This window comes from Pseudarthrobacter defluvii, from assembly GCF_030816725.1.
In the GTDB taxonomy this organism is placed as follows: Bacteria; Actinomycetota; Actinomycetes; order Actinomycetales; family Micrococcaceae; genus Arthrobacter; species Arthrobacter defluvii_A.
Genome location: NZ_JAUSYG010000001.1, coordinates 2,042,806 through 2,058,529 on the forward strand (window position 1 = coordinate 2,042,806; position 15,724 = coordinate 2,058,529).

Below are 15,724 nucleotides of genomic sequence, written 5' to 3' on the forward strand. Positions count from 1 at the left end.
AGACCAACTTTACCGGCCGGCCAGATTGAGCGCCGGGCCCGCGGGTAATGTGACGTTATGAGTTTCAATGACAATGTGCAGCTTGACCCCTCCCAGGTCCAGGACCGACGGGGCATGGGCACCGGAGTGAAGGTGGGCGGCGGAATTGGCGGCGGCCTGGTGCTGCTCGTTGCCCTCCTGCTCGGCATCAACCCCAACATGCTTGGCGGCCTGACCGACGGCGGCACAGCGGGGCAGTCCCAAGGCACGGCCCCGGCCTGCAAAACCGGGGCGGACGCCGACGCCCGGCTGGACTGCCGGATCACCGGCACCGTCAACAGCCTCAACGCGTTCTGGCCCGGCTACCTCAAACAGTACAAGGTGCAGTACCCGCAGCCTGAGGCAGTGATCTTCAGCGGCGGCACCAACACCGGCTGCGGGGCCGCCACCTCCGAGGTGGGCCCGTTCTACTGCCCCACGGACACCACCGCCTACTTCGATCCCGGCTTCTTCCAGGAACTCGTGGACCGCTTTGGATCCTCCGGCGGTCCCCTGGCCCAGGAGTACGTGGTAGCCCACGAGTTTGGCCATCACGTCCAGAACCTGCTCGGCGACCTGAAGCGGGCGCAGCAGGATCCCCAGGGACCGGAGTCCGGCTCCGTCCGCACCGAACTGCAGGCTGACTGCTACGCCGGCCTCTGGGCCAAGTACGCCTCCACCACTCCGGACCCTGCTACCGGTCAGCCCTATCTGGAACCCCTGACCCAGCAGGACGTGAACGACGCGTTGTCCGCCGCCGCATCGGTGGGTGACGACCGGATCCAAAAGGCCGCGACCGGGCGCGTCTCCCCCGAGGGCTGGACCCACGGCTCCAGTGCAGAACGCCAGCGCTGGTTCTCCCGCGGCTACCAGACCGGCGACATCAACCAGTGCGACACGTTCTCCGCGGCAACCCTCTAACCCCATCGTGCAACTCCATCGGTTGCTGAGTAACTGCCGTTTTGAGAGGTCATAACGGCATTTACGCAGCAATCGATGAGCCAACGACGACGGGCGGTTACCTTCCCCTTGGAAGGTAACCGCCCGTCGTCGTACTTATAGCAGTGGGGACTTAGATGTTGAAGCCGAGGGCCCGCATCTGGTCCTTGCCGTCATCGGTGATCCGCTCGGGACCCCAAGGCGGCATCCATACCCAGTTCAGGCGCCAGTCGTCCACGACGCCGTCCAGGGCCTGGCCCACCTGCTCCTCGAGCACGTCGGTGAGCGGGCAGGCGGCGGTGGTCAGCGTCATGTCGATCAGGAGCGCGCCGTCGTCGTCGGAGTACTTAAGGCCGTAGAGCAGGCCCAGGTCCACAACGTTCACGCCGAGCTCAGGATCGATGACGTCCTTGAGCGCCTCTTCGACGTCCTCCAGGGCCGTGCGGCCCGCCTTTATTTCGGTCATGACAAGTCCTAACTAGGCCTGTACTGCGGCCGGAGGCGCGACGGTGGCTGCGCCGGCGCCCTTGGCGTAACGGTCGTAGCCTTCTTCCTCAAGGCGGTCGGCCAGTTCGGGGCCGCCCTCCTCAACAACCTGGCCGTCCACGAACACGTGGACGAATTCAGGCTTGATGTAGCGGAGGATGCGAGTGTAGTGGGTGATGAGCAAGGTGCCCATGTTGCCCTCGGAGTGTGCGCGGTTAACGCCCTCGGACACGATCTTCAGTGCGTCCACGTCCAGGCCGGAGTCGGTCTCGTCCAGGATGGCGAACTTGGGCTTGAAGAGCTCCAGCTGCAGGATTTCCACGCGCTTCTTTTCGCCACCGGAGAAGCCTTCGTTGACGTTGCGCTCGGCGAAGTCGGCGTCGATGCGCAGCTGCTGCATGGCTGCCTTGACGTCCTTGGTCCAGGTGCGGAGCTTGGGTGCCTCGCCGTCGATGGCCGTCTTGGCGGTGCGCAGGAAGTTGGTCATGGTGACACCGGGGACCTCCACCGGGTACTGCATGGCGAGGAAGAGGCCTGCCCGGGCGCGCTGGTCAACGCTCATCGCCAGGACATCTTCGCCGTCCAGGGTGATGGTGCCGCTGGTGACGGTGTAGCGGGGGTGCCCCGCGATGGTGGACGCCAGGGTGGACTTGCCGGAGCCGTTGGGTCCCATGATGGCGTGCGTCTCGCCGGTCCTGATGGTCAGGCTGACGCCCTTCAGGATCTCCTTGCTGCCCTGCTCGGTGTCAATGCTGACGTGCAGGTCCTTGATCTCAAGAGTTGACATGCTCTTCTTTCTTTTCGCTCGTAAGTCTGATGCTGCGGGCGCCCAGTTAGTTGTTTACTGCTGCGCCGTTCAAAACGTTGGTGACGTCCACGTAGACGTCGTCTCCGTCGAGTTCGACGGCGAATACCGGAACAGGATCGTAGGCGGGGAGCTGCAGCGGCTGGCCGCTGCGCAGGTCGAACTGGGAGCCGTGGCCCCAGCACTCGATGGCGCAGCCTTCCACATCGCCCTCGGACAGGGAAATGTCCGCGTGCGAGCAGGTGTCGCCGATGGCGTGGATCTCCCCCATCGAATCCCGCACTACGGCCACGGGGTAGCCGTCGATCAGGATCCGCAGCGCCTGCTTGACCTGGATGTCATTGGCGCTGCAAACCAGCTCGCCTTTGGGTGTGCCGCTCATACGTTCCTGCCTGCTCAGTTCTCGGATGCCGCGAGTTCGCGTTCCACAGCCTCGGTCAGGCGCTCTTCGAGGGCCGGGACCTTGATCTGCTGAATGATCTCGTTGAGGAAGCCACGGACCACCAGTCGGCGGGCGACGTCCTCGGGAATACCGCGGGCCATCAGGTAGAACAGGTGCTCGTCATCAAAGCGGCCCGTGGAACTGGCGTGGCCGGCACCCTCGATCAGGCCTGTTTCGATTTCAAGGTTGGGCACGGAGTCCGCACGGCAACCGTCGGTGAGGACCAGGTTCTGGTTCTTCTCGTAGGAGTCGGTACCCTCGGCCTGCTTCTGGATCAACACGTCACCAACCCAGACCGTGTGTGCGCCCTTGCCCTGCAGCGCGCCCTTGTACAGGACGTTGGACTTGCAGTTGCCCACGTTGTGGTCCACGAAGGAACGGTGCTCCAGGTGCTGGCCGGCGTCGGCGAAGTAAAGGCCCAGGAGCTCGGCTTCGGCGCCTTCACCGGCAAACCGGACATTCGAGTTGAGGCGGACGATCTTGCCTCCCAGTGTCACGGCGATGTGTTTGTAGACGGCGTCCTTGGCAACCTCGGCGTCATGCTGGGCCAGGTGCTTGGCGTCGTCTTCCCACAGCTGCACGGAAACAACCGTCAGCTGGGCGCCCTCGCGGACCAGGACCTCTACGTTGCCGTTGTGGTCGGCGCTGCCGCCATGCTCGAGGATCACCACGCCGCGGCTGTTGGATCCGGCCTCGATAACCACGTGCGAGTTGCTGCGGAGGTCCGGGCCGTTGCCGGTCAGGACAACGCGCACGGGAGCGTCCAGTTCGGCGTTCGCCGGGATGGAGATGAGCTGGGCTTCCTCCACATTGGCGGAAGCCACGACGGCGGCACGGTCGGCGGGGACAAGGGTGGCACCGCGGGGGGCTTCGCCTGCGCGAAGCGTCCGCTGCACCACGGCTGCGGGCGCCTCGAGCGAAACGGCCAGGGCTCCGGCGTCCGACGGGGCATCGGACAGGAGGTTGGCCAGTTCGCGCACCGGCGTGAAGCGCCATTCCTCTTCCCGGCCGTTGGGCAGGGCGAAGTCGGCCACGTCATGGCTGGTGAGGCGCTCGGCGCGGGAGGCCATGACCTGCGTGCCATGGCTGTGGTGGCGGTCCACCTTGGAGGCGACCAGATGCTCGCCTTCCTCGGTGAAACCGGCGATCGACGGTGCGCCGATGCGCGCCTTTTCGGTAGTTGCTTCGGCAGTCATTAACCGACGGATCCTTCCATCTGGAGTTCGATGAGGCGGTTCAGCTCAAGGGCGTATTCCATGGGCAGCTCGCGGGCGATCGGCTCGATGAAGCCGCGCACGATCATGGCCATGGCCTCGTCCTCGGGCATGCCGCGGGACATGAGGTAGAAAAGCTGTTCCTCGCTGACGCGGGAAACGGTGGCCTCGTGTCCCAGCTGGACATCGTCCTCGCGGATGTCGATGTACGGGTAGGTGTCCGAGCGGGAGATCGTGTCCACGAGCAGGGCGTCGCAGCGCACGGTGTTGGCTGAGTGCTTGGCGCCTTCGCGGACTTGGACCAGGCCGCGGTAGGCAGCACGGCCGCCGCCGCGGGCCACGGACTTGGAGATGATGGAGCTCTTGGTGTTCGGCGCGATGTGCACCATCTTGGAACCGGTGTCCTGGTGCTGGCCTTCGCCGGCGAAGGCGATGGACAGGGTCTCGCCCTTGGCGTGCTCGCCCACCAGGTAGACGGCCGGGTACTTCATGGTGACCTTGGAGCCGATGTTGCCATCCACCCATTCCATGGTGGCGCCGGCTTCACAGACCGCGCGCTTGGTCACCAGGTTGTACACGTTGTTGGACCAGTTCTGGATGGTGGTGTACCGGACGCGGGCGCCCTTCTTCACCACGATCTCCACCACGGCGGAGTGCAGCGAGTCCGAGGTGTAGATCGGCGCGGTGCAGCCTTCGATGTAGTGGACGTAGGAGTCCTCGTCCGCGATGATCAGGGTCCGCTCGAACTGGCCCATGTTTTCCGTGTTGATGCGGAAGTAGGCCTGCAGCGGGATGTCCACGTGGACGCCCTTGGGCACGTATACAAACGATCCGCCGGACCACACTGAGGTGTTCAGTGAAGCGAACTTGTTGTCGCCCACCGGGATCACGGTGCCGAAGTACTCCTGGAAGATCTCCGGGTGTTCCTTCAGTGCGGTGTCGGTGTCCAGGAAGATGACGCCCTGGGCTTCGAGGTCCTCGCGGATCTGGTGGTAGACCACCTCGGACTCGTACTGGGCGGCAACGCCCGAGACCAGGCGGCTGCGCTCCGCTTCCGGGATGCCCAGCTTTTCGTAGGTGTTGCGGATGTCCTCGGGCAGGTCTTCCCAGGTGGCTGCCTGCTTCTCGGTGGAGCGGACGAAGTACTTGATGTTATCGAAGTCGATGCCGGAGAGGTCTGCACCCCAGGTGGGCATGGGCTTGCGGTCGAAGTACTTCAGGCCCTTGAGGCGGAGGTCAAGCATCCATTCGGGTTCGCTCTTCTTGGCCGAAATGTCCCGGACTACCTCTTCATCGAGACCACGCCGTGCATTGGCGCCGACGTCGTTCTTGTCAGCCCAGCCGTACTCGTAGTTGCCGATGCCGTGGAGCTCGGGATTCTTTTCCAGAATCTCCGAGATCACAGTGTTTTCGGCTACTGCTTTCTCTGATAGTTGGTCCGTCATCACGGCCTTTCTTGCTGATGGTTGATTACTTTGTCCAGGCCGGCGGGGGCTGCCGCCGGCACGGTGGCCGGTTTGGCAGACAGCCTGCCTGTAGGAATGTGGGTGGTGCAGACGTGGCCGCCGCGGGCCAGGGTGGAGAGCCGGCGTACGTCCACTCCGAGGAGTTTTGAGAAGACTTCGGTTTCAACGTCGCAGAAAACCGGGAATCGGGCCGCGAGCTGCTGGATGGGGCAGTGGCCCTGGCAAAGCTGCACGCTGGACAGGGCTGCGGGCAGCGGGGCCTTCGCTTCGATGGACGCGGCGGAGGCGACGAAGTTGTCGCGGCTCAGTGCGGCGGCAAGTGCGGTGGCGCGGTCACGGATTTCCGGCCCGGCCTGTTCGATCTCAGGTGCGTACCGGCGCTCCATGTCCGCGAACCGCTCCTCGGCGAAGGCCCGCACGGCGTCCGGGCCGGCGACCTTCTGCAGCTCCTGAAGTGCGAGGGCGGCGATGTCCAGGTAGTCATTGCCCAGGCTTGACTGGCCCTGGGAACTCAGGACGTAGCGGCGGGCCGGGCGGCCCGCGCCTGCACCGGGCTTGGCAACCCGCTTGACCTCGATGACGCCCGCACGGGAGAGGTGGTCAAGGTGGCGCCGGACTGCCGCCGGGGTGAACCCCAGCAGGTCTCCGAGTTCGGCCGCGCTGACAGGTCCGTGTTCCAGCACAGCGGCAAGGACCCGGTCCCGGGTGCGCTCGTCGGCATCAGCCACAGGACTGTATGCGGCACGACCGGGCCCGGCCATGGGCACAGCGGTGGTGTTGGTCATGGAATACACAACACAATCATGTCGTAATTTAGTCCCGGGCTCCAGTAAGGGCAGGCTGACCTGACCGCGCCGCCACTTCCGCGGAGTTCTTATCGGGATGTAAGAGTGCGCCATGCCGGAGGCCCTGACAGTCGGCGAAAACTCCAATGTTAGGGGTGTTTCCTGAAAGCCGGCTCCATATACTACGTCCCGTAGAATACTGTGGTGCGATCCCCCCAGTCCCCCGTCCTGTCCATCAATGGGCTCATCAAGGACGTAGGCCCGTTGTCCAGTATGGACGGCAAGATGCTCAGGGTTGTCAGCGGTGTTTCCCTGGTTGCGGAGCGCGGGCAGGTAACCGCCCTGCTCGGCGCCAACGGTGCCGGGAAGACAACAACCCTCGAATGCGCGCAGGGCCTGCAGAAACGTACCGGCGGAACCATTTCGCTCCTCGGGCAGGACCCCGCGACGGCCGGGGCTGAGCTGCGTTCCCGCGTAGGTGTCATGCTCCAGGACGGCGGCCTCCCGCCGTCGGCCAGGCCCTTGCCGCTGCTGCGGCACATCGCAGGCCTGTACGCCAACCCGTGGCCGCTGGAAGACCTGGTGCGCCGGCTCGGCGTAGATACCTTCAGCCGTACCAGCGTCCGCAGGCTGTCCGGCGGCCAGAAGCAGCGGCTGGCCCTTGCCGCCGCCCTGGTCGGCAGGCCGGAAGTGCTCTTCCTTGACGAGCCCAGCGCCGGCCTTGACCCGCAGTCCCGCCAACTGGTGTTTGATCTGATTGCCGGGCTGCGTGACAGCGGGATGGGAATCATCCTGACCACCCACCTCATGGATGACGCCCAGCGCCTGGCTGACTACGTGTACATCATCGACGGCGGCCGCAACGTTGCCGAAGGAACCGTCCAGGAACTGCTGCAGCGCAGCCCCGTTACGGACCACGCGGGAGAGCACGTCCGGACGCTTGTCTTCGAAGCCCCGGCCGGACTGGACCTGGCCGCGGTCCTGCCGGACGACGTCGAGGTTTCCGAAGCCCGCGCCGGCAGCTACAGCCTCACCGGCGCCCTCACGCCGCGCCACCTCTCCGCGCTGGCCCAATGGTGGGAAGCGAAGGGCATCATGCCGGCAGCGTTGAGCCTCGAGGCGCGTAGCCTTGAAGACGTCTTTTTGGACATTTCAGGAAAGGACATCCGATGAGCGGGGCAGGATTGCAGGACACGCAGCAGCCGGCGTCCCTGGCACGCCGCGTCCTGCTGCAGGGCAAATACGAGGCAGTGACCATGCTGCGGAACGGCGAACAGCTGATCCTGGCAATCGTGCTGCCGCTGCTGGCTCTCGTCGGCCTGACCGTGACCCCCTTCCTGGACAACATGGGCTCCAGCCGCATCAACGTGGCTGTCCCGGGAATCCTGGCCCTGTGCGCCATGTCCACGGCCTTCACCGGCCAGGGCATCGCCACGGGCTTCGACCGCCGCTACGGAGTGCTCCGGTTCCTGTCCACCACGCCTCTGGGCCGCGGCGGGCTGATCGCCGGCAAAGTCCTCTCCGTCCTGGCTGTCCTGTGCATCCAGGTAGTGGTGGTGGGCCTGGTTGCCCTTGCACTGGGATGGCAGCCGACGGCGGCGGGCTGGCTTCCGGGGCTGGCACTCCTTGCGCTGGGCGCAGCGGCGTTCACCGCCCTGGGGCTGCTGGTGGCGGGGACAGTCCGGCCGGAAGCGACGCTGGCCATCACCAACCTGCTCTGGATCCTCCTGGGGGCCATGGGCGGCATCGTGATCCCGGCCGAACGGCTGCCTGCCGCGGCGCAGGCGGTGGTGCACTTCCTGCCGTCCGGTGCCCTGGGCGAATCGATGCGCGCCGCGTTCCTGGGCGGGGCCGTGAACGGCGGCGCCGCCCTCATCCTGCTGCTTTGGACGGTTCTCGCCGGGGCCGCAGCCATCCGTTGGTTCAAGTGGAATTGAGATAATCGTGACCACGGCTTCACGCCTTCCCCAGTTCGCCGGCCGCCTGGCCTCCCGGCTCCCACGCACCGTGGACGCCCGCGTTCGCCGGCTCGCCGTCGCTTCCCTGATCGGGCAGACGCTCCTGGTGGTCACCGGCGGTGCAGTCCGGCTGACGGCGTCAGGCCTTGGCTGCCCCACCTGGCCCCGCTGCACGTCGGACTCGCTGGTGAACACTCCCGCAATGGGCATCCACGGCTTCATCGAGTTCGGGAACAGGCTCCTGACGTTCGCGCTGGCGGCCGTGGCCGCCCTCATGCTGGTGTACCTGTGGAACCTGCGGAAGGAACGCAAGGACCTGTTCCTGCTGGCCCTCGGGCTGCTCGCCAGCATTCCCGCGCAGGCAGTGATCGGCGGCATCACGGTCCTCACCAACCTCAACCCGTGGGTGGTGGGCCTGCACTTCCTGGTGTCCATGGCCCTGGTGGTGTTCGCCACCCTGCTGGTGAACCGCGCCTTCGGCCGCACCGGCCGCTTCGTGGCCACCCGGCCCGCCGCGCTGCCTGCCGTGCTGCGCCCGGTGACTGCCGCCGTCGCCCTTTTCTCCGCCGTCGCCGTAATGCTCGGCGTGGTGGTCACGGGGGCCGGCCCGCATGCCGGTGACGCCGACGCTCCCCGCAACGACCTTGACTGGGACCTGTTCTCGCACATCCACGCGGTGCCTGCCTACCTGGTCACGGCCGGAACCGTCGTGGCCCTGGTCCTGGTCATCAGGCGCCGCATCACCGGACCGTTCCGCACCGCCGTCCTGATGCTCCTGGGCGTCACCATCCTCCAGGCCATTATCGGTTTCACGCAGTACTACAACGGCATCCCGGCCTTGCTGGTCGCCGCCCACATGCTGGGCGCGGCGCTGCTAATGGCCGCATCGACCAACGCCTGGGACGTCGCCCACTCCAGCGCGGTCGAACCCGGCACCGCTGTGAAGTAAGCGGCTCTCCGCAAAACGCCGCAGGCGCCCCGGCCCCATCTGGGACCGGGGCGCCTGGCCGTTAATCGGGCCGGCCAGCGGGGCCCTGTCCTGCCGCCCGCCGTCGAACGCGACGTCCGGGTCCTGATGCCTCTGACATGATGCCGCGTTGCCGATTGGAGGGCGGGAAGTGATGGCGCGTAGCGTGCTCGAAAGCGGCAGGTGACGGAAAAGGAAACAGCGGCCCCACGCTAGGTGGGAGCCGCTGTCGGGTTCCGCTCAAGCCCGGTCTCGGGGGCTAGCGAATGATGGCTTGCCCAACGAAGGGATCCACTGCGAGGGCGATGAACAGCAGCGTGAGGTAGCTGATGGAGCCGTGGAACACTTTCATGGCCCGCTTGTCCTGGATGTCCTCGCGCTGCGCACGGCCGTAAAGGGCGTGGGACTCATAGAGGAACCAGCCGCCGGCGAGGACTGCGGTAAGGGTGTACACCCATCCGGCGCCGCCCGCCGGGACCATCAGCAGCGAGCAGGCCACCATGGCCCAGGCGTACAGGACCACCTGGACTGACACCACTTTGGCGCCGGCGATGGCGCCAAGCATGGGCACGTTGGCGTTCCGGTAGTCCTCGCCGTAGCGCATGGACAGGGGCCAGTAGTGCGGCGGAGTCCAGAGGAAGATCACCATGAAGAGGATGATGGCGGGCCACTCGACGGAGTTGGTCACGGCAGCCCAGGCGATCAGCACCGGGAAACAGCCGGCGGCACCGCCCCACACGATGTTCTGAGCCGTGCGGCGCTTGAGGATCATGGTGTAGATGACAACGTAGAAGAAAATGGCACCGAGCCCCAGCCAGGCGGAGAGCGGGTTGGCCCCGAACCAGAGGATGGCGATGGCGGCAGCGCCCAGCAGCCACGAGAAAACCAGGGCTTCGCGCGGGGTGACTTCGCCGGTGACCAGCGGCCTGTTTTCGGTGCGGTGCATCAACTTGTCGATGTCGCGGTCGATGTAGCAATTAAAGGCGCCCGCACTGCCGGCGGCGAAGGCGCCGCCCACGAGGGTCGCCAGGATCAATCCAATGGACGGGAAGCCCCGCTCGGCGTAGATCATGGTGGGCAGGGTGCTGACCAGGAGCAGCTCGATCACCCGCGGCTTGGTGAGGGCGAGATACGCCTTGGCCTTACGGGCAAACCCGGTGCCGGCGGCCCGGGATGCGTTCAGCGGCGTATCTGTTGTGCTCACGGTGGCAGTCACCCGTTCTGTGTGGCAGTTGAGTCTGGCAGTGCAGCTCCGGTCGTACGGCCCGGGCCCGGGCACGGCACAAGGGAAGGAAATGCATCGGGTGCGTGCAACAGCCGGGAAACCCCGGGCGGCGGTAACGATGCGCACCCGGCGTTGGCCTCCGAATATCATACCGCGCCGGCAGCCCTGTCCCCGCCCCGCCATATGCGCTTTTGATCGCTCGCAGGCCCATTCGAGCAGATTAAGTCAGCGCGCCGGGATGCTGATTCACAAAAGGGGAAATTACGTCCACAACGTGAGATTTGGCCCGCCCGGAGTATGGATAAGAGCTAAGCTGTCACCAGATCAGCACACAGCAAGAAAGCGGTGGAAAACGCATTCCCGCTGCTGTCCGTGACTGAATGCAAGGATCAACGTTTCGATGGTGAACGGCTGGTACACACCGCAGCGGACGCCACCTGTGCGCCGTCAGCCGGATCCCGTGTACCACCGCCGCCAGCACAGAGAGGGGCCCGGTTTCGTGCCACATTTGGAAGAGCAAGAACTGTCATGGACCAGCTTGGACCAGAAGGCCGTGGATACCATCCGTGTCCTCGCCGCAGACGCCGTGGAGAAGGTGGGCAACGGGCACCCCGGAACCGCCATGAGCCTGGCCCCGGCCGCTTACCTTCTCTTCCAGAAGCTGATGCGCCATGACCCGCGTGATCCGCAGTGGCTGGGCCGTGACCGTTTCGTCCTGTCCCCCGGCCACACGTCGCTGACCCTTTACATCCAGCTGTTCCTCTCCGGCTACGGGCTGGAACTTAAGGACCTCGAAGCGCTGCGCACCTGGGGCTCGCTGACCCCCGGCCACCCCGAGTACAAGCACACCGCGGGCGTGGAGATCACTACCGGGCCGCTCGGCCAGGGCCTGGCATCATCGGTTGGCTTTGCGTACTCCCAGCGCCGCCAGCGTGGCCTGTTCGACGCCGATGCTCCTGCCGGCGAGTCGCCTTTCGACCACACCATCTGGGTCATTGCCTCCGACGGCGACCTCCAGGAAGGCGTCACGGCCGAAGCCTCGTCGCTGGCCGGGCACCAGGAGCTCGGCAACCTCGTGGTCATATACGACGAGAACCACATTTCCATCGAGGACAACACCGACATCGCCTTCACCGAGGATGTCCTGAAGCGCTACGAAGCCTACGGCTGGCACACCCAGCGGGTGGACTGGACCCGCACCGGCGAATACAAGGAAGACGTCCAGGAGCTTTACGGCGCGCTGCTGGCGGCCAAGGCCGAGACCTCCAAGCCGTCCATCATCTCGCTGCGCACCATCATCGGCTACCCGGCCCCCAAGAAGCAGAACACGGGCAAGATCCACGGCTCCGCCCTCGGCGGCGACGAGGTCGCGGCGCTGAAGGAAGTCCTCGGCTTCGACCCGGCCAAGTCCTTCGAGGTGGACCAGGAAGTCCTGGACCACGCCCGCCAGGTGGTGGAACGCGGCGCCGCGGAGCGCAAGGAATGGGAAGAGTCCTTCACCGCATGGCAGGAAGCCAATCCCGAAGGCGCCGCACTCCTGCAGCGCCTCGAGGCCCAGGAACTGCCCAACGGCGTCGACGCGGCCCTCCCGGTCTTCCCGGCCGGAAAGGACGTCTCCACCCGCGCCGCATCGGGCAAGGTCCTGAACGCGCTCGGACCGGTCCTGCCCGAACTGTGGGGCGGTTCGGCCGACCTCGCGGAGTCCAACAACACCACCATCGAGGACTCGCCGTCCTTCGTCCCCGCCTCCAAGCAGACCGATGCGTGGTCCGGCAACCCGTACGGCCGGGTGCTGCACTTCGGCATCCGTGAGCACGCCGCCGCCTCGATCGTGAACGGCATCACCCTGGCCGGCAACACCCGCGCGTTCTCCGGGACCTTCCTGATCTTCTCCGATTACCAGCGGCCCGCCATCCGCCTCGGTGCCCTGATGGGTGTGCCGTCCCTGTACGTCTGGACGCACGACTCCATCGGCCTGGGCGAGGACGGCCCCACCCACCAGCCGGTGGAGCAGCTCGCCTCCCTGCGCGCCATCGTCGGCCTGGACGTTGTCCGCCCCGGCGATGCCAACGAAGTGGCGGCGGCCTGGAAGACCATGCTGGAAAACCACGCCAACCCGGCAGGCATCGTCCTGACCCGCCAGAACATTCCCACCTGGGAACGCGGCGCGGGCGACGCCGACGGTGACACCTTCGCGTCCACGGCGGGTGTGGCAAAGGGCGGCTACGTCCTGGCTGAGGCTTCCAAGGACGGCGCCACGGTTCCGGCCGACGTCATTCTCATCGCCACCGGTTCCGAGGTCCAGCTGGCTGTCCAGGCCCGCGAAGCACTGCAATCCGAAGGCATCGCTGCGCGTGTCGTGTCCATGCCGTGTGTTGAATGGTTCAAGAAGCAGGACGCCTCCTACCGCGAATCCGTCCTGCCTGCCGCCGTCAAGGCACGCGTCTCGGTCGAAGCAGGACTGGCCCTGGGCTGGCGCGAATTCGTCGGCGACGCCGGCCGTTCCGTCAGCCTCGAGCACTACGGCGCTTCTGCCGACTACAAGCGGCTCTTCCAGGAGTTCGGCATCACGGCGGAAGCAGTGGCCGCTGCCGCCAAGGACTCCCTCGCCGCCCTCCAGGCCTAAAACCCTCAAAATTCCAGGAGATACAGCAATGACTACTCCCACCCAGCAGCTCTCCGACGCCGGAGTTTCCATCTGGCTCGACGACCTTTCCCGCGGACGCCTGAAGACCGGCACTCTCCGCAAACTCATCGAGGAGAAGAACGTGGTTGGTGTGACCACCAACCCGTCGATCTTCCACGCCGCCATCACCACCGGCACCGACTATGACCAGATCATTGCCGGCAAGGCAGCCGAAGGCGCCAGCGTGGAGGACACGATCTTCGAGATCACCACCACCGATGTCGCCGACGCCTGCGACCTGTTCGCCCCTGTTGCCGCCGCCACCAAGGGCGTGGACGGGCGCGTTTCCATTGAAGTCGACCCGCGTCTTGCCTGGGACACCGCAGGAACCATCGCCGAGGCCAAGCACCTCTCGCAGCGCGTGAACAAGGACAACGTCCACATCAAGATCCCGGCAACGATCGAGGGCCTCGAAGCCATCACGGCAACCCTGGCCGAGGGCATCAGCGTCAACGTGACGCTGATCTTCTCCCTGGAGCGCTACCGTGCAGTCATCAACGCCTTCCAGTCCGGCCTGGAACAGGCCAAGGAAAACGGCCACGACCTCTCCAGGATCCACTCCGTGGCGTCCTTCTTCGTTTCCCGCGTGGACACCGAAATCGACAAGCGCCTCGACAAGATCGGCACCGACGAAGCCAAGGCACTGAAGGGCAAGGCAGGCCTGGCCAACGCCCGCCTGGCATACCAGGTCTACGAGGAACTCTTCGCCACCGAACGCTGGGCCCTGCTGGCAGACGCCGGCGCGCTCCCCCAGCGCCCCCTCTGGGCCTCCACCGGTGTGAAGGACCCTGCCTACCCGGACACGCTGTACGTCACGGAACTCGTCGCCCCCGGCGTCGTGAACACCATGCCGGAAAAGACGCTGGACGCCACGTTCGACCACGGCGTGGTCACTGGTGACACTGTCACCGGCACCTACGAGGATGCCAACGCCACCCTCGACGCCCTGGAAAAGCTGGGCGTGTCCTACAACGAAGTCGTCGCACTCCTTGAAACCGAAGGCCTTGATAAGTTCGTGGCCAGCTGGAAGGACCTGCTGGCCGACGTCGAAGGCGCCCTCGCCTCTGCACGGAAGGCTTCCTAGCACCCATGAGCACACTCAGCTTCGACGCCACCGGCGCTGCCCAGCAGGCCCTTGAGCAGCACCTTCCCGCCCTCATCGAGGACCGGATCGCCACCCGGATTTTCGCCAAGGACCACACCCTGTGGGGCCCTGACGCCGAATCCGAGTCGGTCGTCCGCCTGGGCTGGGTGGAAGCCGCCACCGTTTCGCAGCCCCTGGTCAAGGACATCCTGGAACTCCGCGACGCCCTGCGCGCCGAGGGCGTCAGCAGGATCGTGCTTTGCGGCATGGGCGGATCCTCCCTGGCCCCCGAGGTCATCGCAGGGACCGGTGGCGTCGAGCTGACAGTGCTCGACAGTACCGACCCGGACCAGGTCAGGGCCGCCCTGGCGGACCGGCTGGCCGAGACAGCCATCGTGGTCTCGTCCAAGTCCGGCTCCACCCTGGAGACCGATTCCCAGCGGCGTATTTTCGAGCAGGCCTTCACAGAGGCCGGCGTGGACGCCAAGAGCCGGATCATCATCGTGACGGACCCGGGCTCGCCGCTGGACAAGGCTTCGAGGGAGGCCGGGTACCGCGCCGTCTTCAACGCCGACCCCAACGTCGGCGGCCGCTATTCCGCCCTGACCGCGTTCGGCCTGGTCCCCTCGGGCCTGGCCGGCGTGGACATCCAGGCTTTCCTGGACGAGGCTGAGGAAGCTGCCGAAATCCTCAACGATGATGCCCCTGAAAACATCGGCCTCGCCCTGGGCGCCGCCCTCGGTGGCACCAATCCGCTCCGCAACAAGATTGTCATCGCCGAGGACGGCTCCGGGATTGTCGGCTTCGCCGACTGGGCCGAGCAGCTCATCGCCGAATCAACTGGCAAGCTGGGCACCGGCATCCTCCCTGTGGTGGCAGGCCCGGAGGCCCCCGAGGTTACGTCGAGTGCGCCGGATGTTCTGGTGGTTCGGCTGGTGGCCGCGGACGCCGACGTCGAACTCGGTGAAAACCAGATGGCCATCGCCGGTGGTCTCGCCACCCAGATGATGGTGTGGGAGTTCGCCACTGCCGTAGCCGGCCGTCTCCTCGGCATCAATCCTTTCGATCAGCCGGACGTCGAAGCCGCCAAGGTGGCTGCACGCGGACTGCTGGACGCCCAGCCCGAGCCCACTCCGGCCGCGTTCGTTGACGGCGCCATTGAGGTCCGTGGCGGCGACTGGCTCGGCGATGCTGCCACGGCGGAAGGTGCCGTGAAGGCGCTGCTGGGCACGCTGGCCGCGGACAGCTACCTGAGCGTACAGGCCTATTTCGACCGGTTGGCGTTCGCCGAACTGGAAGGCATCCGTGATGAGCTGGCTGCTGCGACCGGCCGTCCGGTGACCTTCGGGTGGGGCCCACGCTTCCTGCACTCCACAGGGCAGTTCCACAAGGGCGGTCCCGCGATCGGCGTGTTCCTCCAGGTCACTGCCGCACCCGCGGAGGACCTGTCGATTCCGGACCGGCCCTTCACCTTCGGCGAGCTCATCGCCGCGCAGGCCGCGGGCGACGCCCAGGTCCTGGAAGGGCACGGCCGTCCCGTGTTGCGCCTCCACCTCACCGACCGTGCCGCCGGTGTGGCACAGCTGCAGGACGTTGTCGCTGCCCTGTCCACCCGCGCATCCGCAACCGAAAGCTAAGGCACATCAGCA

General features: G+C 66.0%; 14 protein-coding genes. 7 read left to right on the forward strand and 7 right to left on the reverse strand.

Annotation, left to right across the window (positions count from 1 at the left end; translation table 11 throughout):
* Positions 1-57: 57 nt before the first annotated feature.
* The gene (ypfJ, locus tag QF031_RS09580) at positions 58-939 is read left to right on the forward strand and encodes a KPN_02809 family neutral zinc metallopeptidase (protein WP_307427133.1); all 882 of its coding nucleotides are present in this window, start codon (positions 58-60) and stop codon (positions 937-939) included.
* 151 nt (positions 940-1,090) lie between these two features.
* Here ypfJ and QF031_RS09585 read toward each other — a convergent pair whose 3' ends face one another.
* From QF031_RS09585 to QF031_RS09610, 6 genes are read right to left on the reverse strand one after another with little or no spacing between them, the layout of a single operon-like run.
* Complete coding sequence (locus tag QF031_RS09585; protein ID WP_307427134.1) at positions 1,091-1,423, reverse strand: metal-sulfur cluster assembly factor; 333 nt, start codon at positions 1,421-1,423, stop codon at positions 1,091-1,093.
* Positions 1,424-1,435: 12 nt separating this feature from the next.
* The gene (gene sufC, locus QF031_RS09590) at positions 1,436-2,230 is read right to left on the reverse strand and encodes a Fe-S cluster assembly ATPase SufC (protein WP_307427137.1); all 795 of its coding nucleotides are present in this window, start codon (positions 2,228-2,230) and stop codon (positions 1,436-1,438) included.
* A 46-nt stretch (positions 2,231-2,276) separates the two neighbouring features.
* A complete protein-coding gene (locus QF031_RS09595; protein ID WP_307427140.1) occupies positions 2,277-2,630 on the reverse strand; it encodes a non-heme iron oxygenase ferredoxin subunit in 354 nt (117 codons plus the stop codon).
* A gap of 14 nt (positions 2,631-2,644) precedes the next feature.
* A complete protein-coding gene (gene sufD / locus QF031_RS09600; protein WP_307427142.1) occupies positions 2,645-3,886 on the reverse strand; it encodes a Fe-S cluster assembly protein SufD in 1,242 nt (413 codons plus the stop codon).
* Positions 3,886-5,349 (reverse strand): Fe-S cluster assembly protein SufB, encoded by a 1,464-nt coding sequence (gene sufB, locus QF031_RS09605; RefSeq protein WP_307427145.1) that lies wholly within the window; start codon positions 5,347-5,349, stop codon positions 3,886-3,888. The genes sufD and sufB overlap by 1 nt, the downstream gene beginning before the upstream one ends.
* Complete coding sequence (locus QF031_RS09610) at positions 5,349-6,155, reverse strand: helix-turn-helix transcriptional regulator (protein WP_307427148.1); 807 nt, start codon at positions 6,153-6,155, stop codon at positions 5,349-5,351. Before QF031_RS09610 ends, sufB begins: the two co-directional genes overlap by 1 nt.
* Positions 6,156-6,359: 204 nt before the next feature.
* Here QF031_RS09610 and QF031_RS09615 point away from each other — a divergent pair, with 204 nt between their 5' ends.
* Genes QF031_RS09615 through QF031_RS09625 form a run of 3 tightly spaced genes read left to right on the forward strand, consistent with a single transcriptional unit; the run spans position 6,360 to position 9,062 of the window.
* A complete protein-coding gene (locus QF031_RS09615) occupies positions 6,360-7,328 on the forward strand; it encodes an ABC transporter ATP-binding protein (RefSeq protein WP_307427151.1) in 969 nt (322 codons plus the stop codon).
* The gene (locus QF031_RS09620) at positions 7,325-8,092 is read left to right on the forward strand and encodes an ABC transporter permease (RefSeq protein ID WP_307427154.1); all 768 of its coding nucleotides are present in this window, start codon (positions 7,325-7,327) and stop codon (positions 8,090-8,092) included. The genes QF031_RS09615 and QF031_RS09620 overlap by 4 nt, the downstream gene beginning before the upstream one ends.
* A 7-nt stretch (positions 8,093-8,099) precedes the next feature.
* Positions 8,100-9,062 carry a COX15/CtaA family protein gene (locus tag QF031_RS09625; protein ID WP_307427156.1) on the forward strand — a complete coding sequence of 321 codons (963 nt, stop codon included), beginning with the start codon at positions 8,100-8,102 and terminating at the stop codon, positions 9,060-9,062.
* Positions 9,063-9,339: 277 nt separating this feature from the next.
* On the opposite strand, the gene QF031_RS09630 is transcribed toward QF031_RS09625, so the two are convergent.
* Positions 9,340-10,296 (reverse strand): heme o synthase, encoded by a 957-nt coding sequence (locus QF031_RS09630; RefSeq protein ID WP_307427159.1) that lies wholly within the window; start codon positions 10,294-10,296, stop codon positions 9,340-9,342.
* 517 nt (positions 10,297-10,813) lie between these two features.
* Between QF031_RS09630 and tkt the strand changes: the two genes are divergently transcribed.
* From tkt to QF031_RS09645, 3 genes are read left to right on the forward strand one after another with little or no spacing between them, the layout of a single operon-like run.
* Positions 10,814-12,931, forward strand: coding sequence for a transketolase (gene tkt / locus QF031_RS09635; RefSeq protein ID WP_307433270.1), 2,118 nt, complete (start codon positions 10,814-10,816; stop codon positions 12,929-12,931).
* A gap of 28 nt (positions 12,932-12,959) precedes the next feature.
* Entirely contained in the window at positions 12,960-14,075 is a 1,116-nt protein-coding gene (gene tal, locus QF031_RS09640) for a transaldolase (protein ID WP_307427162.1), read from the forward strand.
* Between the two features lie 5 nt (positions 14,076-14,080).
* Positions 14,081-15,712 (forward strand): glucose-6-phosphate isomerase, encoded by a 1,632-nt coding sequence (locus QF031_RS09645; RefSeq protein ID WP_307427165.1) that lies wholly within the window; start codon positions 14,081-14,083, stop codon positions 15,710-15,712.
* Positions 15,713-15,724: the final 12 nt, after the last annotated feature.

What these genes read in the sequence shown, in the direction of transcription:
- sufB (WP_307427145.1), bottom strand. Translation starts at nt 5,349, where the DNA reads ATGACGGACCAACTATCAGAGAAAGCAGTAGCCGAAAACACTGTGATC.
- QF031_RS09620 (WP_307427154.1), top strand. Translation starts at nt 7,325, where the DNA reads ATGAGCGGGGCAGGATTGCAGGACACGCAGCAGCCGGCGTCCCTGGCA.
- sufC (WP_307427137.1), bottom strand. Translation starts at nt 2,230, where the DNA reads ATGTCAACTCTTGAGATCAAGGACCTGCACGTCAGCATTGACACCGAG.
- QF031_RS09645 (WP_307427165.1), top strand. Translation starts at nt 14,081, where the DNA reads ATGAGCACACTCAGCTTCGACGCCACCGGCGCTGCCCAGCAGGCCCTT.
- QF031_RS09610 (WP_307427148.1), bottom strand. Translation starts at nt 6,155, where the DNA reads ATGACCAACACCACCGCTGTGCCCATGGCCGGGCCCGGTCGTGCCGCA.
- ypfJ (WP_307427133.1), top strand. Translation starts at nt 58, where the DNA reads ATGAGTTTCAATGACAATGTGCAGCTTGACCCCTCCCAGGTCCAGGAC.
- QF031_RS09595 (WP_307427140.1), bottom strand. Translation starts at nt 2,630, where the DNA reads ATGAGCGGCACACCCAAAGGCGAGCTGGTTTGCAGCGCCAATGACATC.
- tal (WP_307427162.1), top strand. Translation starts at nt 12,960, where the DNA reads ATGACTACTCCCACCCAGCAGCTCTCCGACGCCGGAGTTTCCATCTGG.
- sufD (WP_307427142.1), bottom strand. Translation starts at nt 3,886, where the DNA reads ATGACTGCCGAAGCAACTACCGAAAAGGCGCGCATCGGCGCACCGTCG.
- QF031_RS09585 (WP_307427134.1), bottom strand. Translation starts at nt 1,423, where the DNA reads ATGACCGAAATAAAGGCGGGCCGCACGGCCCTGGAGGACGTCGAAGAG.